At 39.0% G+C, this 21,495-nt stretch carries 24 protein-coding genes; 8 read left to right on the forward strand and 16 right to left on the reverse strand.

The window, feature by feature from the left end; translation table 11 throughout:
- The first annotated feature begins 10 nt into the window (after positions 1 to 10).
- Together lpoB and I6F41_RS07335 are read left to right on the forward strand one after the other, a co-directional pair.
- Entirely contained in the window at positions 11 to 631 is a 621-nt protein-coding gene (gene lpoB / locus I6F41_RS07330; RefSeq protein WP_192531688.1) for a penicillin-binding protein activator LpoB, read from the forward strand.
- A gap of 16 nt (positions 632 to 647) precedes the next feature.
- Positions 648 to 1,115: a glycine zipper 2TM domain-containing protein gene (locus I6F41_RS07335; protein WP_011328005.1), complete on the forward strand. Its 468-nt coding sequence runs from the start codon at positions 648 to 650 to the stop codon at positions 1,113 to 1,115.
- Positions 1,116 to 1,186: 71 nt separating this feature from the next.
- Here the strand turns inward: I6F41_RS07335 and I6F41_RS07340 are convergent, their stop codons facing one another.
- Positions 1,187 to 2,404, reverse strand: coding sequence for a pyridoxal phosphate-dependent aminotransferase (locus I6F41_RS07340; RefSeq protein ID WP_011328004.1), 1,218 nt, complete (start codon positions 2,402 to 2,404; stop codon positions 1,187 to 1,189).
- Between the two features lie 130 nt (positions 2,405 to 2,534).
- Positions 2,535 to 2,879, reverse strand: coding sequence for an Hpt domain-containing protein (locus I6F41_RS07345; protein WP_011328003.1), 345 nt, complete (start codon positions 2,877 to 2,879; stop codon positions 2,535 to 2,537).
- A gap of 137 nt (positions 2,880 to 3,016) precedes the next feature.
- On the opposite strand from I6F41_RS07345, the gene I6F41_RS07350 reads away from it, so the two are divergent.
- Both I6F41_RS07350 and I6F41_RS07355 read left to right on the forward strand, forming a co-directional pair.
- A complete protein-coding gene (locus tag I6F41_RS07350; RefSeq protein ID WP_197108037.1) occupies positions 3,017 to 3,610 on the forward strand; it encodes a tRNA-uridine aminocarboxypropyltransferase in 594 nt (197 codons plus the stop codon).
- A gap of 32 nt (positions 3,611 to 3,642) precedes the next feature.
- Entirely contained in the window at positions 3,643 to 4,428 is a 786-nt protein-coding gene (locus I6F41_RS07355) for a CLCA_X family protein (RefSeq protein WP_182683275.1), read from the forward strand.
- Between the two features lie 17 nt (positions 4,429 to 4,445).
- Here the strand turns inward: I6F41_RS07355 and dcd are convergent, their stop codons facing one another.
- A complete protein-coding gene (gene dcd / locus I6F41_RS07360) occupies positions 4,446 to 5,030 on the reverse strand; it encodes a dCTP deaminase (RefSeq protein WP_011328000.1) in 585 nt (194 codons plus the stop codon).
- Between the two features lie 6 nt (positions 5,031 to 5,036).
- The gene (apbC, locus tag I6F41_RS07365) at positions 5,037 to 6,113 is read right to left on the reverse strand and encodes an iron-sulfur cluster carrier protein ApbC (protein WP_197108039.1); all 1,077 of its coding nucleotides are present in this window, start codon (positions 6,111 to 6,113) and stop codon (positions 5,037 to 5,039) included.
- A 176-nt stretch (positions 6,114 to 6,289) separates the two neighbouring features.
- Here apbC and metG point away from each other — a divergent pair, with 176 nt between their 5' ends.
- Positions 6,290 to 8,311, forward strand: coding sequence for a methionine--tRNA ligase (gene metG / locus I6F41_RS07370; RefSeq protein WP_011327998.1), 2,022 nt, complete (start codon positions 6,290 to 6,292; stop codon positions 8,309 to 8,311).
- Positions 8,312 to 8,389: 78 nt separating this feature from the next.
- On the opposite strand, the gene I6F41_RS07375 is transcribed toward metG, so the two are convergent.
- Positions 8,390 to 9,178: a hypothetical protein gene (locus I6F41_RS07375; protein WP_011327997.1), complete on the reverse strand. Its 789-nt coding sequence runs from the start codon at positions 9,176 to 9,178 to the stop codon at positions 8,390 to 8,392.
- A 27-nt stretch (positions 9,179 to 9,205) separates the two neighbouring features.
- The gene (locus I6F41_RS07380) at positions 9,206 to 9,388 is read right to left on the reverse strand and encodes a hypothetical protein (RefSeq protein ID WP_011327996.1); all 183 of its coding nucleotides are present in this window, start codon (positions 9,386 to 9,388) and stop codon (positions 9,206 to 9,208) included.
- A gap of 180 nt (positions 9,389 to 9,568) precedes the next feature.
- On the opposite strand from I6F41_RS07380, the gene I6F41_RS07385 reads away from it, so the two are divergent.
- Complete coding sequence (locus tag I6F41_RS07385) at positions 9,569 to 10,105, forward strand: Tll0287-like domain-containing protein (protein WP_197108040.1); 537 nt, start codon at positions 9,569 to 9,571, stop codon at positions 10,103 to 10,105.
- Between the two features lie 87 nt (positions 10,106 to 10,192).
- Here I6F41_RS07385 and I6F41_RS07390 read toward each other — a convergent pair whose 3' ends face one another.
- From I6F41_RS07390 to aceK, 7 genes are all read right to left on the reverse strand, one after another.
- Positions 10,193 to 11,761 (reverse strand): phospholipase D family protein, encoded by a 1,569-nt coding sequence (locus tag I6F41_RS07390; protein WP_197108042.1) that lies wholly within the window; start codon positions 11,759 to 11,761, stop codon positions 10,193 to 10,195.
- Between the two features lie 111 nt (positions 11,762 to 11,872).
- Complete coding sequence (locus tag I6F41_RS07395; RefSeq protein ID WP_011327993.1) at positions 11,873 to 12,397, reverse strand: DUF2937 family protein; 525 nt, start codon at positions 12,395 to 12,397, stop codon at positions 11,873 to 11,875.
- A 52-nt stretch (positions 12,398 to 12,449) separates the two neighbouring features.
- A complete protein-coding gene (locus I6F41_RS07400; RefSeq protein WP_089368177.1) occupies positions 12,450 to 12,866 on the reverse strand; it encodes a thiol-disulfide oxidoreductase DCC family protein in 417 nt (138 codons plus the stop codon).
- Between the two features lie 150 nt (positions 12,867 to 13,016).
- Positions 13,017 to 13,667 carry a signal peptidase I gene (gene lepB / locus I6F41_RS07405; RefSeq protein WP_089368176.1) on the reverse strand — a complete coding sequence of 217 codons (651 nt, stop codon included), beginning with the start codon at positions 13,665 to 13,667 and terminating at the stop codon, positions 13,017 to 13,019.
- Positions 13,668 to 13,808: 141 nt separating this feature from the next.
- Positions 13,809 to 14,060 carry a DUF2999 domain-containing protein gene (locus I6F41_RS07410; RefSeq protein WP_011327990.1) on the reverse strand — a complete coding sequence of 84 codons (252 nt, stop codon included), beginning with the start codon at positions 14,058 to 14,060 and terminating at the stop codon, positions 13,809 to 13,811.
- A gap of 82 nt (positions 14,061 to 14,142) precedes the next feature.
- Complete coding sequence (locus I6F41_RS07415) at positions 14,143 to 15,105, reverse strand: zinc-binding dehydrogenase (RefSeq protein ID WP_086995580.1); 963 nt, start codon at positions 15,103 to 15,105, stop codon at positions 14,143 to 14,145.
- Between the two features lie 89 nt (positions 15,106 to 15,194).
- Entirely contained in the window at positions 15,195 to 16,973 is a 1,779-nt protein-coding gene (aceK, locus tag I6F41_RS07420) for a bifunctional isocitrate dehydrogenase kinase/phosphatase (protein WP_011327988.1), read from the reverse strand.
- 102 nt (positions 16,974 to 17,075) lie between these two features.
- On the opposite strand from aceK, the gene I6F41_RS07425 reads away from it, so the two are divergent.
- The gene (locus I6F41_RS07425) at positions 17,076 to 18,023 is read left to right on the forward strand and encodes a LysR family transcriptional regulator (protein WP_011327987.1); all 948 of its coding nucleotides are present in this window, start codon (positions 17,076 to 17,078) and stop codon (positions 18,021 to 18,023) included.
- A gap of 112 nt (positions 18,024 to 18,135) precedes the next feature.
- Here the strand turns inward: I6F41_RS07425 and I6F41_RS07430 are convergent, their stop codons facing one another.
- Positions 18,136 to 18,504 carry an MliC family protein gene (locus I6F41_RS07430; RefSeq protein WP_011327986.1) on the reverse strand — a complete coding sequence of 123 codons (369 nt, stop codon included), beginning with the start codon at positions 18,502 to 18,504 and terminating at the stop codon, positions 18,136 to 18,138.
- A 314-nt stretch (positions 18,505 to 18,818) separates the two neighbouring features.
- On the opposite strand from I6F41_RS07430, the gene I6F41_RS07435 reads away from it, so the two are divergent.
- Complete coding sequence (locus tag I6F41_RS07435) at positions 18,819 to 19,265, forward strand: hypothetical protein (protein WP_197108044.1); 447 nt, start codon at positions 18,819 to 18,821, stop codon at positions 19,263 to 19,265.
- Between the two features lie 12 nt (positions 19,266 to 19,277).
- On the opposite strand, the gene icd is transcribed toward I6F41_RS07435, so the two are convergent.
- Positions 19,278 to 20,528: an NADP-dependent isocitrate dehydrogenase gene (icd, locus tag I6F41_RS07440; protein ID WP_041454683.1), complete on the reverse strand. Its 1,251-nt coding sequence runs from the start codon at positions 20,526 to 20,528 to the stop codon at positions 19,278 to 19,280.
- Between the two features lie 225 nt (positions 20,529 to 20,753).
- Positions 20,754 to 21,317, reverse strand: a complete 564-nt coding sequence (locus I6F41_RS07445; protein WP_231613459.1) for a hypothetical protein — start codon at positions 21,315 to 21,317, stop codon at positions 20,754 to 20,756.
- Positions 21,318 to 21,495 lie beyond the last annotated feature (178 nt).

The raw sequence follows: 21,495 nt of genomic DNA on the forward strand, positions 1-21,495 counted from the left end.
GGAAATAACAATGATCATACGTAAAAGATTCAAAACAGCTTCAACTTACGCGCTTATTGGTTTAAGTGCATTAGTATTAAGTGGTTGTGCAAATAAAGCGGTAGTTAGTTATGGCGACGCACAAGCCGTAGAAACCACTGACATTAACTTTGGCTCTACCGATTTACAAAAAGTAGCCAGCCAAATGACCGATTCACTATTAAGCTCTCCGGTTGTTGGCACCATGACCGCCAATAAACGCCCTGTGGTATTTGTTGAAAGAATTAAAAACAAAACCAGCGAGCACATTGATACCGAATCAATCACCGACTCTATTTCAACTCAGTTACTGCGTAGCGGAAAATTTAGATTTGTTGATATGACCCGAGTTGAAGCTATACGTGAGCAGCTTAAATTTCAAAACGAAGATGCATTAGTTAACCCCACGACTGCTGTGGCATTTGGTAAACAAATTGGTGCGCAGTATATGCTGTATGGCAACTTATCAAGCATAGTTAAATCCAATGCTGACAAATCAGACGTATACTATAAATTTACCATGCGTTTAATGGATATGGAAAGTGGCTTAGTTGAATGGGCTGACGAAACAGAAATTCGTAAAACGAAAGAAAAATCAACCTTTGGCTGGTAGTCAATAGGAGTTAATTATGAAAGCGATTACTGTATTAATGTGTACATTACTTACGATTAGCGCACCTGCATTGGCTAATTACGAGCGCAATAAAGCAGTAGCAGTACAACAAGTGCTATTTGGCGATGTGCAATCAGTGCGTAATATTACTGAGCAAGAGCTAGTACAAGATCAAAGTAGTGGTTGGAAAACATTTGGCGGCGCTTTGCTTGGCGGCGTTGTTGGTAATCAGTTTGGCGGTGGCAGCGGGCGTACTGTTGCTACTATTTTGGGCTCAGTGATAGGCGGCAATGTAGCGCATAATCAACAGCAAAAAAGCCATTACCAACAAACTCGTTTAGTAGAGTTATTAATACAAGTTGAAAATGGCGATCAATTTATGGTGGTTCAAAATCAAGACCAATCAATGCGCTTTAGCAAAGGCGATAGTGTAAGGCTGGTGTATTTAAACGATAACAGCGTACGTGTTGATAAAGCCTATTAATAGCAATTATATTAACTTTAGCATAAGTAAAAACGAGCCTAAATTGGCTCGTTTTTTGTGTTTTTTAAAAGTTAGGCTTGTCGGTAATCTTTAAAAAAGCGCTGCATTTTAGTCATCGCATCCGTTAAATCATCTTTGTTGGGTAAAAACACCAATCTAAAATGATCAGGCTCAGGCCAGTTAAATGCACGCCCATGCACCAGTAATATTTTTTCAGCTTTGAGTAAATCAAACATCATTTGCTCATCGCTTTTAATATTAAAGCGCGCGGTATCTACTTTAGCAAAAGCATATAAGGCACCTTTTGGTTTTACGCAGCTAATACCCTCTATTGCATTTAGCCCGCGCCACGCTATATCACGCTGTACATACAAACGCCCGCCTGGATTAATTAGGTTGTCGATTGATTGTACTCCGCCCAATGCTTGTTGAATGGCATATTGAGCAGGCACGTTAGCGCACAAACGCATAGATGATAAAATTTCTAGGCCTTTGCGTAAGTCACTCATAACCGACGTACGCCCACTTAACACCATCCAGCCCATTCTTAGGCCAGCAGCACGGTACGTTTTTGCTAAACCGTTAAAGGTAATAATAGGCACATCGTCGCACAGTGCACCAATTGAGCTATGCGTAATGCCGTCGTATAAAATCTTTTCGTAAATTTCATCACTTAACAGTAGTAACTTGTGCTCACGCGCTATGTCAATTAACTGCTGCAGTAAATCATCGCTATACACAGCCCCTGTCGGGTTATTTGGATTGATCAATACTAATGCTTTGGTTTTAGAGGTGATTTTACTTTTTATATCAGCAATATCCGGAAACCAATCTTGCTCTTCATCACATAAATAATGCACCGGATTGCCACCAGAGAGCTTAACTGCAGCGGTCCACAGAGGGTAATCGGGAGCGGGGATCAGCACTTCATCGTCATTATTTAACAATGCCTGCGTAACCATTTGAATCAGTTCGCTAACGCCATTGCCAATATAAATGTTATCTACATCTAAATTATATAAACCGCGTTGTTGATAATGCTGATAAATAGCCACCCGCGCCGAATAAAGCCCTTTAGAATCACAATAACCTTGGGCTGAATATAAATTGCGAATAATATCGCGGTGCATATCTTCTGGCATATCAAAGCCAAACGCAGCCGGATTACCAATGTTTAGCTTTAAAACTTTTTGGCCTTCGTCTTCCATTTTTTTAGCTTGGACTAAAACAGGGCCGCGAATGTCATAACAGACACCGTCTAATTTATGACTCATTTTAATTTCTGACATTACTACCTCTAAAGGGCACGAATAACCCTTAGAATAACTTAGTAAAGACGTAAAACACTAGTCAATTTAGTAACTTAATACTGAAATAAATTCATGTTTAATGCCTAAACCTACGCCTTTACTTATCTGCTTAACGTGATGCCAACCAGTTATTTAATAGCGTTTGAGATTGCGCCACTTGCGTCATTAACTGCGCTGATGCAGCAGTGGCTTGAGCTAAGTTATCGTTATTTAAACTTTGTTCAATTTCACCCGCTACCGCGGCCAAGCTATCGGCACCAAATTGAGCCGCATTCGACTTTAAACTATGAGCGTGGCGCACCGACGCTTCTTTGTCTTGTCCTATTGTGGCCAACACTTCTGAGCCTAAGCGCTCAAATTCCACACAACAAAAGTCGAGAGTAGCTGCAAATTGCTCACCTAATAACGATTCCATACTCTCTAATGCTGCTTCGTTAATACTTACTTCTGTCATATTTTAACCCTTAAAAACAATCTATACTTAATTAACCTTAATCTATAACACTCTATAGCTAAGCGTAAAAAAATCCAACTTAATTACCTTATAAATGTATAATTACTCATAATGTACCTTCACCAAAAGTAGTTTAAATGGCTCGCCCACTGTGTAATTTTTGTTTGTTCGCACTTAATACTTGTATTTGCAGTGCTGTAACCTCTATTAACAATAAAGTAAAAGTAATTATTTTACAGCACCCTAGTGAAGAAAAAGTAACAAAAAACACGGCTAAACTATTAAATTTATGCCTAGCTGATTGCCAAATAATCAAAGGCGAAAGTAATAACGACTTTGCGCAGCTTCGTGACCTACCTGCCAGCTCAACCGTTTTACTTTACCCTAATGAGCAGGCTATAAATTTAGATAATAACGACGCGCTAAACACACTACTACCTATTACGCATTTAATTGTTATTGATGGTACATGGAAAAAAGCCTATAAAATTTTACAGCTAAGCTCGCTACTGCAACGGTTTCAAACTGTAAGCTTTGCTAATTTACCTAAAAATCGTTACACAATACGTAAAGCTCCCCGCGAAGATAGCTTGTCAACGCTTGAGGCCGTTGCACATAGCTTACAGCTTATTGAACAGTTAAACCCTGCCCCACTTTATAATTTACTTGATGAATTAATACAAAAACAAACCCATCACATGCCTGCTCACGTAAAAGCACGTTACTTATAATTTATGATTAGTTTTTATAAATGATATTAGCGATGCGTAACTATCAAAATAGATTAAAACGCGGCTTTAGCCGTCAAGGTCCCGATTATCGTTTTGACGATCAAGTTGATTTTAGCGATATAAGAGACACTTTCGGTTTTAGATCTATGGTGGTAGGTAAATGGGTAAACAAAGAAGAGCGCTACATTAGTGCAAATTTAATTTATGATGCGCTTGCCGACTTAGCACAAATACTGCACTTACCACCTAAAGCAATTGGCCTGCGCGGTAAACTCAATTTTGCGTTTGGTGCTGGCGGACAAAAGCATGTACAAGCGCATTATAATGCAGCTAGCCAAACGCTTGCACTTGCAAAAAATGCCGGCGGTGGTGCGCTCGCCCATGAATGGTTTCATGCTTTTGATCATCATATAAGTGAGCATTTATTTGCAGCAAAACCACGCTTTGGTTTTGCGTCTAAACTGTGGTTATCAAACACGCCTAATTTATCGCATCCGCTCAATAATACGCTTAATGACTTTTACAAAAACGTGTTTTTAGATGCACAGGGCATTACTGCAAACCGATTTGTACAAACGTGCATTGAATACGATAAAGCAAAAAATATGAATTACATGAGTATGCCCGAGGAGCTAGCAGCGCGTTGCTTTGAAGCCTGTATAGCCAGCCACCCGCATATAAAAAATAGCTTTTTAGTCAGTGGGCTAAAAAGTAGTGATTTAATATACCCAGATGATGAGCACATTAACGCTGCAAATAAAGCGCTTAACCAATATTTTGAATTACTGGGTTATGCGCTTCATAAGTTAGATGAGTAAAGTGCTTTATTTAATCATTACCTGTCATCGCTAATACGACTTGCTACGGCACTGTTTTGATCTTTGTACTTAGCATCTTTACGCGTATTGTAAGGATTAGCACAAGGGCCTGTAAGTGTTTCAAAACTCATAGCACCAATTTTCATCATAGGTCTTAGTGCTAAAGGGAGTTTACCTGAGTTATAAAACTCTAAAACAATATTACCACTCCAACCGGGATCAATTCGATGCGCGGTTACATGCACCATTAAACCTAATCGTGCCAGCGATGAACGTCCATCTAGCCAGCCTACAATGTCTGCTGGCAGTGTTACTTTTTCATAGGTAATAGCCAGTGCAAGCTCGCCTGGGTGTAAAAAAAATGCTTCGCCTTCATCTAGCACAATTTCGTCGCTCATGATTGACTCCATGGCTTTATTGAGCTGATCTTTAGGGCCACTTAAATCTACATATGCTGCTGTATGTGCATGAAAAGTTCTAAATTTATTACCTAAGCGTAAGTCGGCAGTAACACCCGAAATCATCTCATCTGTGGGTGCAGGCTCAATAACAATACGGCCATCGTTTAGGTATTCTTTAATATGTGTATCTGAAAGTCTCATGGTGTATTAATCATCCGTAATCACAATCTCTACCGAGTTGTGATGCTGTTGATAGTAAAGCGTGCTGGCTATAAGCCGCGCTGCTGCGCTGTAAGTTTTGCTTATTGCTGCAGTGTTATCGCAAGCAATAAGTTTGCCCTGCTCAGAGTATTCTCGAATATCTATTGCAAGCGGAATATGTGATAGCACAGGAACGCCGTGCTTGTGTGCTAGTTTTTGTGCGCCATCTTTACCAAATATGTGGTTTGCCTCGCCGCAGTGGCTGCAAATGTAATGGCTCATATTTTCAATTAAGCCCAGCACTGGCACGTTTACTTTATTAAACATGGCGATGCCTTTTTGCGCATCGGCTAAGGCTAAATCTTGGGGTGTGGTAACAATTACTGTGCCACTTGCCGGTACTTTTTGGCTCATAGTAAGTTGAATGTCACCCGTACCTGGTGGCATATCAACAATAAGGTAGTCAAGCTCGCCCCAATCAGTTTCATTTAGTAGCTGGCTAAGCGCCCCCGATGCCATAGGCCCGCGCCATACAGTGGCGTCATCGCTGGGTACTAAAAAGCCGATTGATTGTGCTTTAATACCGTTTGCATCAAAAGGCTGTAACTGTTTGTTATCTTTAGTGATGGGCTCTGCGCCTACCAAGCCTAAAAGCATAGGGATTGACGGGCCATAAATGTCGGCATCTAAAATACCAACTTTTGCGCCTTCGCTGTGCAGCGCGCCTGCTAAATTAACAGCAGTAGTCGATTTACCCACCCCGCCTTTACCTGAAGCAATAAGCACAATATGTTTAATTGTTTTAAATTTTGCAGGCTCTTTAAGCTCTACCGTGGCCGACACAATTACTGCCACCTTGAGAGCGTTAGTAACATGCTCTGCCACCATTGGCATTTCCGACTGTGCAGCAAATGGCAAAATTAAAGTAATAGTGAGCGATTTATCGTCGTTTTGGGTGATATTCTTAATGAAGCTTTCATCAATACCCACAGCAAAAGCGGCACTACGATACGCGGCTAAAGCAGCAAAGATCGGTTGTTTTTGCACCGATTTAGAAGAGAATAGTTTCGACAGTCCAAACATAGTAATTAAATAACGTTTCTTTGATGAAAAGTGCCTCGGAATTATGTAACATTCAGGGCATTAACACCAGTCAATTAATACAAATCCACAAGCTGTTGCGTTGTTAGCGCTTAGCTTGTAAATAAATTAATGATTTTCATCCGTTCCTTAATAGGAACCGTCAATTCGGAATGATTATGGCACAGCGAAAGATCCTGATTACCAGCGCATTACCTTATGCAAATGGCCCTACTCACTTAGGTCATTTATTGGAATATATTCAAACTGATATTTGGTCACGTTTTCAAAAACTACAAGGCCACGAAGCCTATTATGTTTGCGCCGACGATGCCCATGGCACGCCTATTATGCTTAACGCGCAAAAGCAAGGGATCACGCCTGAAGAAGCGGTAGAAAAAGTAAGTATTGAGCGTCAACGCGACTTTGCCGACTTTAATATTAAGTTTGATAATTATCACAGTACCCACAGCCAAGAAAACAAAGAGCTGAGTGAGCTTATTTATAATCGCCTAAACGATGCAGGGCATATTAAAAGGCACACTATTTCGCAGTTATTCGACCCAGAAAAAGGCATATTTTTACCCGATCGCTTTGTAACCGGTACGTGCCCAACCTGTAAGTCTGAAAATCAAAATGGCGACAACTGCGACTCATGTGGTGCAACATATAGTCCTACAGATTTAATTAACCCGCGCTCGGTTATGTCTGGTGCTGAGCCTATTTTAAAAGACTCTGAGCATTACTTTTTTGATCTGCCAGCATTTGAAGGCATGTTAAAAGAGTGGTTACACTCGGGTACTATTCAGCAAGAAATGGCTAACAAGCTTGATGAATGGTTTACTGATGGCCTGCAACAGTGGGATATTAGCCGTGATGCGCCTTACTTTGGTTTTGAAATACCAAACGCACCAGGTAAATACTTCTACGTTTGGTTAGATGCGCCTATTGGTTATATGGCCAGCTTTAAAAACCTGTGTGATAAAAAAGGTATCGACTTTGATGCTTTTTGGGCTGCAGATTCAGACGCTGAGCTTTACCACTTTATTGGTAAAGACATTATTTATTTTCATAGTTTATTTTGGCCAGCAATGTTAGAAGGCGCTAACTTTAGAAAGCCAACTAACGTATTTGCCCACGGTTTTGTTACCGTAAATGGCGAAAAAATGTCTAAATCGAAAGGCACGTTTATTAAAGCGCGTACTTATTTAGATAATTTAAACCCAGAATATTTACGTTACTATTACGCGGCAAAATTAAGCGGCGGCATTGTTGATCTTGATTTAAACCTAGAAGACTTTGCGCAACGCGTAAACTCAGACCTAGTAGGTAAAGTAGTAAATATAGCAAGCCGTTGTGCAGGCTTTATTACTAAAAAGTTTGATGGCAAGCTAAGCGCAACCGTTATGCAACCCCAGTTGCTTAAAGAATTTCAAGCAGCTGCACCAAGCATTACAGCCCATTACGAAAACCGTGAGTTTAGCCGTGCAATTCGTGAAATAATGGCGCTTGCCGACAAAGCAAACCAATTTATAGATGCCGCAGCACCTTGGGTACTCATTAAAGACGAAACTAAACAACAAGAAGCGCACGAAGTTTGCTCATTAGGGCTTAACTTATTCCGCGTGTTAATTACCTACTTAAAGCCTGTACTGCCTGAAATGGCTGATAACGTAGAAGCATTCTTAAATGACGACCTTGCATGGGACGGCGTGCAAAATGCATTAGTAAGCCACCCAATCAATAAATTTAAACCGTTAATGCAACGTGTAGAAATGGACAAAGTAAATAAAATGGTTGAGGAGTCAAAAGAAAGCTTAGAATCAAAAGTGACTATTGACCCTAATAGCCCACTGGCTAAAGAGCCAATTTGTGATGAAATTGAATTTGACGACTTTGCAAAAGTAGACTTACGCGTAGCAAAAATTGCTAAAGCTGAGCACGTAGAAGGCGCCGATAAACTACTTAAGCTAACACTTGATTTAGGCGGCGAAACGCGCCAAGTGTTTGCGGGTATCAAATCGGCTTACGCTCCAGAGGATATTGAAGGTAAGCTTACTGTTATGGTTGCTAACCTTAAACCACGAAAAATGCGTTTTGGTATGTCAGAAGGCATGGTATTAGCTGCAGGGCCTGGCGGTAAAGAGATTTACATTCTTAACCCAGACGACGGCTCAGAGCCTGGCATGCGTGTAATGTAAGCTTTGCTTATAAATTTATATTTGCGTTAATATTTTTGTTAATGTAAAAAGCCGCTGAATTTATTAGCGGCTTTTTTATTAACCCAGCTTGTAGGTTATATTTATTTTAGCTAAATGAATAACTAAGCATTGCGAGCTAATATAAATTATCCAATTTATATACCTAATTTGTGGAAAGTACCCTTCACCGCTATTCCCATAAATCCAATATAAACCAATTAATGCATCGGCAATTGCCGCTAATACTAACCCTAAACTAACCAGCCATACTCCCAAAGGTGCGTTTAACCCGCAATATGTATTAAGCAGCACTAAACTCATTAATCCCACACTGGTTATAACAAAACTGTGAAGCCCGGTTAATAGCAGTACATAATAACCTGCCTCTGGAATATGCATAAAATAAAAACAAAGCAGCGATATTAATAGCGTGCCCCCTAAATAAGCAGCCACATAATATAATGGATACATAACTAAACTACGGCTCGCCAACAACACAGCAATAAAGAGTAAGCTGTATCCGGGTACAAAAAACCATACAGAGTCAGCTAAATAGTCGTGCTTAATTACCTCGTTATAACGGTAATATTGATTATTTAAATTAAAATTTACCACGTCTCCACAAATGCATAGCACTAAGGAGGCTATGCATAATAAGGCAATATAACGTTGTTGTTTGTTTTTAGTGTGTTTATATACCCAGCAGGTAATACTGGCGCTATTAAATAACAAAATAATTAAGGTTATTATTTCAATAGCTAAAAGCACTTTACTCTGTGGTGAAGGCCATAAACCATATATACCTGCAGCTCCCACAAAAAGAGCCGCTAACCAAGCTAAAAACGAAAGCGTAATGTGTTTATTCATAAAACAAATCCAGTAAGCTGTTTTACGTTATTGTTTATTTTTGTCAGGGGTAGATTCTGCTTTCATAGTTTGCATCTCTTTTTCTGCTTTTAGCTTACATACGGCCAACTGCTCTAAACGCATGCTTTTAATTGCTTCTAGCGGATCATCAAGCGGTTTACTTTGCTGCGATAATGCATATTTAGCACTGTCATCATTTTTAGTTGTCATTATTAGCTACCTTTTATGTAATTTATATTTTGGGTTTATCATCATTTAGCTAAGCTCTTTGCAGCTATAATTTATACAGTACTTAAATTAACCAGATATCCGGATAATTAGCGATAGAAAAGCTTGAATAAATTATTGCTCAGCTATACATTAGAACCCTCTAATGTACAAAGGTGTATTATGCGCTCTATTTTATTATTTACCAGCTTGGTTGTTTCATCAAGCGTATTAGCTAATAGCGACGATGCATACTTTGCTCGCAGCACTGTTAAAGCATTTTCAACTGATTTAAAAAATGTTTTAGTAAGTACCATGAAAGCGAGCGGGCCTGTTGCAGCAATTGAAGTATGCAATATTAGTGCGCCGGCTATTGCACTACAACACAGTGCGAATGAGTGGGAAATTAGTCGTACATCATTAAAAGTGCGCAATCCTAATAACCAAGCTAACGAGTGGTTAAATTCAATACTGCTCGATTTTGAGCAGCGTAAAGAAAATGGCGAACCTATAGCAAATATTGAACATCAAGAACAAAAAGCCGATGCTTGGTATTTAGTCAAAGCAATTCCTACTGGGCAGGCTTGCTTAGCCTGCCATGGTAGTGAATTAAAGCCTGAAGTAAAAAACAAATTAACTGAGCTTTATCCAAGCGATAAAGCGACTGGTTTTAATTTGGGCGATATACGAGGCGCTTTTGTTGTAAAAAAGCACCCTTAAATACTATTATTATTCAAACTGTTAAACCTCTTACCCTGAGTGCTGATTAAGTATTAATATTGGGGTTACCGCCTTATTTAACACATATTAAAGTAAGTGTTCTACAGGCAGGTAGCCAAATAACCAAGCCTGAAAACGTACCCAGGTGCTGGCCTCTGGCTCAGAGTTTTTACTTACCACTTTAGTGGGTGTAATTGATTCATCTAACCACAGTAAGTCGTGATTAAAACCCCACCAATTCTCAGTTTTAGTGACATCTAATCGCCATGCATGGCGAGGTAACTCTTCTAAAAATATATCTGCTGCTGTGCTTGCCATTTTGTCACTGTAAATTACAACACCTATTTCGGTATTTAAATTAATTGAACGTGGGTCTAAGTTCATTGAGCCAACAAAAAGCGTATTACGATCAAAAATCATTGTTTTAGCATGTAAGCTCGCTTTTGATGAACCAGCTAAATCGGTGATTTTTTTATGTTTTGTTTTATCTTTAGATTTAATTTTAGGCTTAGACTTAGACTTATACTTAGGTTTTACTGTAGCGCGTAACTCCCATAATTTAACGCCCGCCTCTATAAGTGACTCACGATAGTTTGCATAGCCGGCGTGCACAACGGGTACGTCGTTGGCCGAGAGCGAATTAGTTAAAATGGTCACATTAGCACCGGTATTAATCCAACGTTTTAAGCTTGCAACGCCTGCATCACCGGGAATAAAATAAGGTGAAACAATTAATGCTTCACTATGTGCATCATTAAGTAAATTACTTAATGCTGGGGCCATATAACCGGTATTATCATCACTCACATTCATTATTTTATCAGGATGATCGTATACTAATTCAGAGTTTGCCCAGTAAAGTGCTAGCTGTCCGCGTAGCAAATTATCAATAATATCCAGTGACTCTAAACGCCGTAGATAGGCTTTACTTTGCTCACTAGTATATATTTTAGCGAGTTGTTTTCGTACTTGTTCTAGTTTAGCTGCACTCGATGCAGGCGCTATATATTTAATCGCTACCGAGAGTGAATGATTCCAATATAAATCAAATGCAGTGGCCACACGCGGGGCAAATTCCCCCACGCCAAGTACATCTAAATCAGAAAAGTTAGTGTAAATATTGGCAGAAAAATAAGTATCTCCAATATTACGGCCACCAATAATAGCCGCCTGATTATCAACAATAAACGACTTGTTATGCATGCGCCTATTGATCTGTTTAAAATTAGTTAAAAAATCAACATAAGGTAAAGTGCGATTTGAAAACGGATTAAATAACCGTACTGACACATTAGGGTGTTGCACCAAGGCACTAAATAAAGCGTCTTGGCTTTCGTGGCCAAAGTCATCTAGTAACATGCGTACCCGCACGCCTCTATCGGCTGCACGAAGTAAGTAATGAGTGAATATTTTGGCCGTAGTATCGTTATGAAATAAGTAATACTGCACATCAATAGACATTTCGGCTTTTTCTATTAATAACAGCCTAGTTGCAAATGCATCAAGGCCATCACCAAGTAGATAGAACCCTGAGCTCGCAGGGTGTTTACTCGCCTCTAATGCTATGCCTTTAGCTAAGCTAGTATTTTGCGTTTTGCTAAATGCATAGCTAGGTTCGGCTTGAACCTTAGGATAACTAGCGCAGCCAAAAAGCATGCTTATAACCATAAATAAACAAAGGGAAATTGCCGATAAATATCGCATAAATGCTATCAGTTCTCATAATATGTGAGCCTAGTTATATAGGTGATTTAAATGATTATACTATTATTGGGCTGGTTTCTCGATAGTGTTAACTTTACTTGCCCTTTTTTTAACTGAGTAAATTGTAAAAGGTAGCATAATTAATTGATTTAATAAAAAACCAAATACTAGCCCAAACGCAATACCGGTAAAAGTAAGCGGTATGCCTAATTTAAAGTTATCAATAGTATTTTTTAATATACCGAAACGGGTGGGAGTAAACATATAAATTAGTTTTTCAAAAAAGTTACCCTGTTTAAATATAGTCATTCCACCTTCTAAATCTGCAAATAAATCAAGGGTTAACAGCTTTTGTTGTGCATCAGTTTTAACACTTGGCTCGCTATTGCGTAAGTGTCTATCAATCATTGCTTTAACACTGGGAAATGCATGCATTTGGGCGGTGGCTTTATAACCATCAACTTGCCATTTTGTTGCCTGATACAAGCCTGCTAAATGTTGCTGATAATGATCCGTAAGTTGCGGTACTTGCAACGCTATAATTAACGCAACAGCAAAGGTTAGCTTATCAAATATTCTTACTATCATGATTAATTCCCCTTAGCATTTGCGTATTAAAGTTAAAAGTCTATTTATAAATTTAATCTAAAAAGCGATCACTTATGTCCTCTGCTGGCAACCAACAAGCATTTGTACGCCCAAACCACTTATAACGTCTAGCACCAATAAAATCATAACCCCAATCTCGTAATGGCCGAGGTATTATGAGTAACACTTGCAACAACGGCCATAAACCCGATAACTGCCCAGCAGTACGAAGTGCCGCTGTTGACTTAAACCAAATGCCACTATCGTCAATAAGCACCACAGAACCCAGCTTACTTGTAGCTTCACTTCCCTGCTGCTTGAGTAAGTTTTTTGCTACAGTTGACTGCAATGACGCAAAGCGAAATTTTTTATATGGATCATGTTCAATCACAAAGCGTACCGAGCCTGTGCATAAATTGCATACGCCATCGAACAGTAATATAGGCGATTTTTTAGTCTTTAAGCTCATATTATTGACTCTGCTGAACAGGTGTTAAAAAATAGCAGGAATATCAAGCTACTATAATTACCATCAATTTACATTCGTTTTATTACTTTATGCAATACAACTCAATGGTATAACCCGGGCTTTTATTTAGCTGCTAAAATACAAACACGCTTATTCAAGCGCTTTTAATAATCGATCAGTTCGCGGTAAATAATAGTTATCGTAATCAAGCGATACAATTACTCGCTCTGCTTTACCTAACATTTCGCTACGCGGGATCAAGCCTATTACGCGAGAATCGGCACTGTTATCGCGGTTATCCCCCATGGCTAAATAGTAATTATTCGGGATTGTGATTTTATCAAACCCTGCTAATCGCGACGCTCTATTGGCTACTCTTATTGAGTGTTTATGACCGTTTAAGTTTTCAATTTTATCAAGTGAACCTAAATTACTGTGCAAACGAGCATAGTTAAGCTTTTTACCATTAATAATAAGCTCGTTATGCTCAAGCGACACAGTATCGCCAGGTACGCCTATTACCCGCTTTATTAAGCGGTTATCAGCTTTTTTTGAATCAAATACTATGATATCACCTGCTTGTGGGTCGCCTAACTTCATTAGTGGTATATGCGTAAAGGGTAAGCGTAAGTCGTAAGCCATTTTATTTGTTAAAACTCTGTCGCCTACTTCAATGGTGGGCCGCATAGAGCCTGTAGGTACTTCGTACCAATCGGCAACTGCACTTCTAAATACGCTCATTAACGCTATAAATATGATTAATGAACGGTTATTTTTCCAAAATTTAATCAGTGTTTTCATACAATATTCCCACCATTTTATCGACTAAAACTAAGACGCTAAAAATCAATAGCAGTTCAATTGCTAATGTAACAAAACATGTTTAAGGTGGGCTAAAGTACCAAGGTATAAGGTTATACCTTGGTTAAAAGTGCGGAGGGATTACTGATTTAACTTATCTTTTGCGGCTTGTACTTTCGAAAAGTCTAAACCTAACTCGTCTGTCGCTTCTTTAATTAAGTGCGGTTGAGTCATCACTACTGCCATTAGTTGCTGTAGTTTTTCAGGTGGTATACCAAGTTGTTGCACCATGGCCATTGCCATCATTGGGTTTTGCGTTAATGCTTCAAATAGCTCGGCTATTTGCTCGTCGCTAACATTATGATCTTTTAAAGTGGCGATAATTGGATTCATTATTAACCTTATTATGTGTGTTATAACTAAATTATATTGACTACCAGAGACATAAACAATGCCTATACATTACACTACTGGTTTATTCTACACTTAACACTACTTTACCGGCGTTTTCATTGCGCTCTAAAATAGCATGAGCCTCGCTTGCTTGGCTCCAAGGTAGCACTTTATATAAATTAAAATCGTAGCTTTTACTTGCAATATCGCTATAAAAACGCGCTACAAAATCATCTCTTAATGCGCGTTTAAACTCTATACTACGGTTTCTAAGTGTTGATGCATGAAACGAGATACGTTTTTGCAGTAAACGGGCAAAATCAACTTCAGCAAAACGACCATCTAAAAATGCCAGCATTACAATTTGGCAATCCATAGCCGCAACAGCCGCATTTTTGTTTAAATAACTACCCGAAACAGGATCTACAATTGTGTTAGCCGTTAGGTTATTAGCCTTCATATATTCTACAAAATCAGTGGTTTTATAGTTTATAGCATGATCGGCGCCCAGTGCTTTGGCATGTGCACATTTTTCATCTGAACCTGCGGTTATAACCACAGTTGCCCCTGCGCTTTTAGCCATTTGAATTGCAGCACCACCCACACCGCTTGCACCTGCATGAATTAACGCCGTTTGCCCAGCTTGTAATTTACCTAATTCAAACAAAGCACCAAATGCTGTTAAATATACTTCACTTATTGCAGCGCCCTCTCTCATAGACACGTCATCTGGTAACTCCATTAGCTGTTTGGCATCAACCGCAACATATTCACTGTAAGCACCACCAGCACATAAAGCAAAAACGCGTTTATTAAGCCAAATTTTATCAACTTTACCACCAATATCGCAAACGATGCCTGCGCACTCTAATCCTAATATTTGGCTGTCATCTTTTGGCGCCGGATACTTACCTTGGCGTTGCATACAATCGGCGCGATTTACACCAATGGCGGCTACTTTTACCAGTACTTCATGGCTCTTTAAAACCGGTTTATTGGTTTCACTAAATGCAAGTATGCCATCTTCATGAGAAATGTATTTCATTGCCACTCCTAAGCTTTATATAACTAAACGCTATTACTAAACGTTGCATAACTAAATTAATGTAATTTATATATGGGGATCAAAACACCTTATTTAAAGCGCCAACTTTGTTTATATGGATACACGTCGGGTAAATAGCCTTGTTGTACCTGTTGTTGGCACGTTTGCCAAAACTGGGCGTTAAATAAATCGCTGTGATGACTATTAAAAGCATTAAATGCCAATTCATTAGCACTAAAAAACACTTTAAATTGACTCGGAAAAATATCATTTGGCTCTATATCAAAATACGAGTCTGAACTTAGCTCTTCTAGCGCATTTTGCGTTTGCGGCACTTCTCTAAAGTTGCAATCGGTAAGTGGGCAAATTTCGTCATAATCATAAAATACTACCCGCCCCCAGCGCGTAACACCAAAGTTTTTCATCAGCATATCCCCAGGGAAAATATTAGCACCGGCTAAGTCTTTAATTGCTCTGCCGTAATCTAGCATCACTTGTGCAAGTGCTTTGCTGTCGCAATCATTTATATATAAATTAAGCGGGGTCATTTTTCGCTCAACATAAACATGTTTTAAAATAAGCGCCTTGCCCGAAATAATTAAACTGGACCCAATGTGCTCTTTCATTTGTTGCAGCAACTGCTCGCTAAAGCGGCTCAAATCAAACGCTAAATACCTAAACTCATGCGTATCTACCAGTCGCCCTACTCTATCGGCTTGTTTTACAAAGTTGTATTTTTCTTTTACTTGCGCTTTAGTGGCGGTTTTTGGTGCGCTAAATTTATCTTTAATTACTTTATAAACATGGTCTGAGCCAGCAATAGTAAACACTAGCATTACCATACCCGGTGTACCTGGCGCAGCCACATACTTAAAGCTCGCGGGGCTATTTTTAGTGGTATCTACTTTATAACGATAAAACTCTGTTTTGGCATGTTTTATAAAGCCAATCGCATTAAATAGCTCAAAGCGCTGTTTATGCGGCATAAGTACACTTAAGTAATCTACATAACGCGCTGGTTGGTCGGTATCGACCATAAAATACGTGCGCGCAAATCCAAATAGTAAACTTAGTTGGTCGGCGCCCATCATTACCGCATCAATTTTAAGCCCCTTGGGGGTATTTAAAATGGCAATAGCAAAGGGCATATTATCGCCATTTTTAGCAATGCATCGGCCTATTAAGTAACAGGCTTTGTTTCTATAAAAATGTGAATATGCATATTCTATATAGCCGTCGTTTAAGTTTATTAACTCATAAACTTGTCGACATTGTTGCTTAGCACCTTGCGTTAAAGTAGCCTGCAGGGTGGCAACATCTTGGTTTAAATTACTAAATGGCACTCTAAAAACCTGATTAGTGATCAGCGTTTTTATTGCGCTATTAAAGCCATGCTGCAATGAAATACGTTTAACTAAGCTGTCGTATGGTCGAGGTTGAGTACGATATTTAGCTTTTAATACAAATAAATGCACAGTACGTATTTTTTTATCGTCCCAAATAGCACCAAAGGTAGAATTAAAAAAAGTATGCGCTATTGGCTCGTTTTCATGATTTTTTACCATGTTGCCATAAATATTTTTAGCTAATTGCCAGGTCTGTGGACAACTTAACTCCGCGTAGGCAATAACCTTTACCGCTTCACTTACACTTTTAACTTGGCGCTCATACACTTGTAAACGCTCGCGCATAGCACTTTGTACCTCGTGATATTGTCGCTGTTCAAAGCGGCTTTGTGCGCCTAAGGTTATATTTAAAAAGGTGGCAAACATAGCTTCAAACCCAGCAAAAACGGCGCGCGCTAACTTAGTCGCAATCACATCTTGCACTGTACTATTTTGCAGTTTATTCGTTATTGTATCTGGCATATTTACTAGGCTTATTACGGCTATTATTTTTTAGTTGTTTACACCTTAGCAAGCAGGCTTTAATTTAGATAATTAATACAGTAAATAAATAAGATTGATTAAATGAATATAAGAAATGTCGATCTCAACTTGCTTGTGTACCTAAACGTACTAATAGACGAAAAAAGTGTTTCTAAAGCGGCTAATAAACTCGCACTTACCCAACCTGCTATGAGTAATGCGTTAAAGCGGCTGCGTGACTTATTTGACGACCCGCTTTTGGTGCGGGCTTCAGGCTCTATGGCGCCCACAGCAAAAGCGCTGGCACTAAAGCCCGAAATAGAGTTATTACTTAAAATGGCTGAAGAAATTACTCAGCCCACTGAGCTATTCGATCCGACAAGTGCCAAAGTAACGTTTAGAATTATGGCAAACGATTATTTAGAGTCGACGTTAATCGCCCCTTTTATAACTGAGCAGTTGAGTAAAAACCCAGGAATAAACTTTGATATACTCAGCCCAAGTGATGTAAATCTGCAAGATATGGAAAAAGGCACCATAGATTTAGCAATTAACCGCTTTAATGGCCTACCACGCTCGTTTCACCAAGCTACGGTTTGGCGCGATAACTATTGTTGTTTAACGCACCCCAATAATCAATTTTTACAACAGTCGAGCCTAGAAGATTACTTAAAAAGCGAACATATTTGGGTAAACCGTGCAGGTTGGGGGCCTGAGCCCGCTGTTACTAATAAATCTGGTAAGCAAAAGTTAGGATGGGTAGACGAAGCACTGTGGCAATTAGAACAAACTCGAAAAATACGCGTTTTTACACGCCATTATATGATTGCCAGTTTACTGTGCCAGTCAGATAAGTTAATTGCAACATTACCACGTCGCCAAGCTAAGCTGTTAACTACGCATACTAACTTGGTCATCAGCCCAGTACCTTTTCAAATTGTACCTATTGAGGTAAAAATGATCTGGAGCCCATTGTTGCATCATGCATCGGCGCACCAATGGTTACGCAGAGAATTACTGGAATTTGCAAAAACAATTGCCGACAGGTAGTAATACTAGTGCAAAGGTATATAAAATTTACAACGAGTAACTTGCACAGTAGATGTTGCAAATTACTCGTTAAATTCGCCTAAATTTAGGCTTTAATGCGTATTAATAAGGCTTATAGCGCTGTACATGTTTCAATTGCATCACCCGTGCTACCATCTTGCATATGGCTAAACAGCGTGCCTTCAGAGCCAGTACCTGATGCTTTAGTCCAAAACTCGTACTTGTCATTCATATAGCGCGCACCACTAGCCGACACAGCAATCTTCATTTCGTATTCTGTACCTAAATAGTCAACTGTTGCAGTGTCTGTAGAGGGGTAAGTTACCGCCATTGTATTACCACTTTCACACTGATAGTTATGCACTATTACCGCTGTTTGTGCCGTGTTTTTTACGTCGGTGTGGCTGTTGTCTTGTGGCTCATTACCACAAGCCGAAAGCATTAATGTGGTGATAATAATAGCAGGAGCAAAAATTTTCATAGCAGTCTCTTTATTGTTAGTTAGTGGTTAAACCATTGCCTGTGTAACAAGGTTATTGTTAAATGTTATCTGTTAACTTACTAATAATAGATACTTATACCAGTGTGGTTAAGCCTCTGTATTTAGTTTGTAAAATTAACAACTGTGGCTACTGTAAGCTAATTAGGCTTAATGTAACCTTGCTAAACACACTAAAATTCGTCGTAATTTAACAGTATTGATATAATCAATATCAGTTATTGAAAACAACAATTTTATTAATACTAGAGTTAGCGCTAGAGTGAAGTTAAGCCAACTAACTAAGAGTAATAATTATGCAAACTTCATCAAGCTTCACCCAACAAGACGGATTGTTTATTAATAGCCATTTTCATCAATTTATTGAGCAGCAGTTAGCACCAAAAGCGGCGATGCTAAGCGATGATATTTATCAGGTACTTGCCACTTTAGTAGATGAATTTGGCTGTACTTGTCGTAAAACTAAACATAATGCGGATGATGTTTTAGATGTGCAAACATTGCTTAATGCTTATCAGCATAATAACCACCCTTATTGCAATGTAGACTCGCAAACAACAGAAGCTGTTCTGGATGAGCATTGCTGCCAAGTTCCGGCCATTATTGTAGTTGCGTTAATGGATACGCTTAGCGGCACATTTAATACCGACCAAGATGCACATGCTATTTATCATCGTGCTGCGCAGTTAACTAATCGTGCATGTACGCATCGCGTAAACCTTGTTAACGTATCTGCAGCCTAATAATGGTGTTGTTTAAAAGTGCTCGATGACCCTAAGTGCAAAGTCTGTACAGCTTAAGGGCATCGAGTTATGAGGCTCAGATAGCAAATCAAACGTAACCTCTCCCGCCGCTAACGTGCGCTCTAAGGCATTTTCTATTAAATTAGCCGCCTCATGCCACTGCATAAACTTAAGCATTAATACCGCACTTAAAATGCTGCTGCTCGGATTCGCTTTATTTTGCCCAGCAATACGCGCAAATGTACCGTGCGTGGGTTCAAAAAATGCTACCTCATTATTTAAATTAGCCGCCGGCATTATGCCTACTCCACCTACTTGTGCGCTAAGCATATCTGCTAAAAAGTCACCATTTTGATTAGTCGTTGCAACTACATCAAATTGCTCAGGGTGCATTAAACACTGCTGTAACATGTTATCGGCTATAACTTCTTTAATTATAAGTGGTGGCTGCCCTTGTCGTGGAATATGTAACCAACGGCCGTTTTCATCGTCAATGGCTTGGTATTCACGCTTTGCGAGTGCAAAGCCCCAGCGTTTAAATGCACCATCAGTAAATTTAAGCACATTGCCTTTGTGCACTAAAGTCAGCGATTCGCTGTTATTTTTTAGCGCGTAATTAATTGCGTAACGTACTAGGCGCTCTGAGCCTTCTTTAGAAATGTTTTTAATGCCAATTCCACATTCTTGGGTAAACCTTAAACGCGTAACCCCCATTTCTTCGCATAAAAAATCGAGTACTTTTTCGCTTTCAACACTACCAGCTTGCCACTCTATACCCGAGTAAACATCCTCACTGCTATCGCGCAACACAGTGATATTAGTTAAATAAGGATTTTTTAACGGCGATGGCAATGCACTAAAGCCTTTTATAGTGCGCATATTGACAAATAAATCCATTTCTTGTCTAAGTGCAACGTTAAGCGAGCGAAAACCACCACCCAAAGGAGTCGTTAATGGCCCCTTAATCGCTATTTTACATTCTCTTACTGCATTTATTGTTTCTTGTGGAAACCAATCACCATCATATAGTTTGGCTGCTTGCTCACCATTGTATACCTGCATCCAATGAATTTTTCGCTTTGCTTGGTAACAATGCGCTATCGCGCTATCAACCACTTTTCGCATTACAGGCATCACATCTTGGCCTACACCATCACCATCAATGTAAGCAATAATAGGTTGCAACGGAATTTGCCATTGGCCATTTTTTGCTATTTTTATGCTTTGCCCCTGTTCGGGCACATTAATATGTTGATACTGCAAAGCTAACATCCATCAAAAGTACATTACCCTCGATTAAAGCATGTTAAATTAAGCGTGTCTGCAGTTGCTTTTTATAGCGACTATTACAGTAATGAATAGTCAGAACTTGCCATTTTATAGCTGTTAATAAATGAGTTTTTGAATTGGCGCAGCTTATAATAATTAAAACTGTAAAAGTAATCTTAGTGGTTTTTATACGCACTTATTATTTGCAGCCGGGCATTTTTAATGCGCTTCGCTATTCGCTGTTTTTATAACTTTATAAAAATATTGGTAACCATATTCACTAAAATTTTGTGACTGCTGATTCATAAAGCCATGCAGGTATAGTGTTTTTAAACAGCGCACATTGTTTTTGGCCGATAAATTAGTTATTAATTCATCTACATTAAAGTGCGGTTCAAACCCAGGGAAAATGAATTCACATGGATGAATAGCATCTATATTTAAATAATTACGTATTTGCGTAGGATAAAAAGCAATTACTTTTTTAAGATGTGTAGTTGTAGTACTCGCTTGTGCCCGCCATGCAGCGCTAGCACCGGCACTAAATGCAATACAAATAGTGGGTTTGCTTAATTTATTAAAATATTCTTCGAGCTTGGCTGCATATTCGTCATGGCCACAGTGTTTAATAAATAACTTATAGTATTCCTCTTCATTTTCAAGGGCTTGATGAACTCCATTATAGGGATCAACTATTTGGTTTTCAGCATTAAAGTGCTTAGCTAATTGCTGTAAACAAGGTGTTTTACCGTAAATATCGCTGATAACTAGGTATTGCATCATTTCCCTTTTAAGTTATTGATAGTGGCTGTCATAAATAATATAACAAAAAGCTTGCATATAAAATACAACTGGGTTACCTTCCCTCTCTGGTTTAAATAAACCACCGCGGTTAACCATTTACCCTGATCCAGTAAGCCCCGCAAAACGTATATTCAAAAGCTAAGTTATTGTACGGCGA

Source organism: Pseudoalteromonas sp. SCQQ13 (assembly GCF_015864415.1).
GTDB classification, from domain to species: Bacteria; Pseudomonadota; Gammaproteobacteria; order Enterobacterales; family Alteromonadaceae; genus Pseudoalteromonas; species Pseudoalteromonas nigrifaciens.

What these genes read in the sequence shown, in the direction of transcription:
- lepB (WP_089368176.1), bottom strand. Translation starts at nt 13,667, where the DNA reads ATGAAAACACTGATTAAATTTTGGAAAAATAACCGTTCATTAATCATA.
- I6F41_RS07335 (WP_011328005.1), top strand. Translation starts at nt 648, where the DNA reads ATGAAAGCGATTACTGTATTAATGTGTACATTACTTACGATTAGCGCA.
- dcd (WP_011328000.1), bottom strand. Translation starts at nt 5,030, where the DNA reads ATGAGACTTTCAGATACACATATTAAAGAATACCTAAACGATGGCCGT.
- I6F41_RS07390 (WP_197108042.1), bottom strand. Translation starts at nt 11,761, where the DNA reads ATGCTTTTTGGCTGCGCTAGTTATCCTAAGGTTCAAGCCGAACCTAGC.
- I6F41_RS07435 (WP_197108044.1), top strand. Translation starts at nt 18,819, where the DNA reads ATGCAAACTTCATCAAGCTTCACCCAACAAGACGGATTGTTTATTAAT.
- lpoB (WP_192531688.1), top strand. Translation starts at nt 11, where the DNA reads ATGATCATACGTAAAAGATTCAAAACAGCTTCAACTTACGCGCTTATT.
- I6F41_RS07350 (WP_197108037.1), top strand. Translation starts at nt 3,017, where the DNA reads ATGGCTCGCCCACTGTGTAATTTTTGTTTGTTCGCACTTAATACTTGT.
- I6F41_RS07445 (WP_231613459.1), bottom strand. Translation starts at nt 21,317, where the DNA reads ATGATGCAATACCTAGTTATCAGCGATATTTACGGTAAAACACCTTGT.
- I6F41_RS07375 (WP_011327997.1), bottom strand. Translation starts at nt 9,178, where the DNA reads ATGAATAAACACATTACGCTTTCGTTTTTAGCTTGGTTAGCGGCTCTT.
- I6F41_RS07340 (WP_011328004.1), bottom strand. Translation starts at nt 2,404, where the DNA reads ATGTCAGAAATTAAAATGAGTCATAAATTAGACGGTGTCTGTTATGAC.
- I6F41_RS07425 (WP_011327987.1), top strand. Translation starts at nt 17,076, where the DNA reads ATGAATATAAGAAATGTCGATCTCAACTTGCTTGTGTACCTAAACGTA.
- I6F41_RS07410 (WP_011327990.1), bottom strand. Translation starts at nt 14,060, where the DNA reads ATGAATCCAATTATCGCCACTTTAAAAGATCATAATGTTAGCGACGAG.
- I6F41_RS07385 (WP_197108040.1), top strand. Translation starts at nt 9,569, where the DNA reads ATGCGCTCTATTTTATTATTTACCAGCTTGGTTGTTTCATCAAGCGTA.
- apbC (WP_197108039.1), bottom strand. Translation starts at nt 6,113, where the DNA reads ATGTTTGGACTGTCGAAACTATTCTCTTCTAAATCGGTGCAAAAACAA.
- I6F41_RS07345 (WP_011328003.1), bottom strand. Translation starts at nt 2,879, where the DNA reads ATGACAGAAGTAAGTATTAACGAAGCAGCATTAGAGAGTATGGAATCG.
- I6F41_RS07400 (WP_089368177.1), bottom strand. Translation starts at nt 12,866, where the DNA reads ATGAGCTTAAAGACTAAAAAATCGCCTATATTACTGTTCGATGGCGTA.
- I6F41_RS07355 (WP_182683275.1), top strand. Translation starts at nt 3,643, where the DNA reads ATGCGTAACTATCAAAATAGATTAAAACGCGGCTTTAGCCGTCAAGGT.
- metG (WP_011327998.1), top strand. Translation starts at nt 6,290, where the DNA reads ATGGCACAGCGAAAGATCCTGATTACCAGCGCATTACCTTATGCAAAT.
- aceK (WP_011327988.1), bottom strand. Translation starts at nt 16,973, where the DNA reads ATGCCAGATACAATAACGAATAAACTGCAAAATAGTACAGTGCAAGAT.
- I6F41_RS07380 (WP_011327996.1), bottom strand. Translation starts at nt 9,388, where the DNA reads ATGACAACTAAAAATGATGACAGTGCTAAATATGCATTATCGCAGCAA.
- I6F41_RS07415 (WP_086995580.1), bottom strand. Translation starts at nt 15,105, where the DNA reads ATGAAATACATTTCTCATGAAGATGGCATACTTGCATTTAGTGAAACC.
- I6F41_RS07395 (WP_011327993.1), bottom strand. Translation starts at nt 12,397, where the DNA reads ATGATAGTAAGAATATTTGATAAGCTAACCTTTGCTGTTGCGTTAATT.
- I6F41_RS07430 (WP_011327986.1), bottom strand. Translation starts at nt 18,504, where the DNA reads ATGAAAATTTTTGCTCCTGCTATTATTATCACCACATTAATGCTTTCG.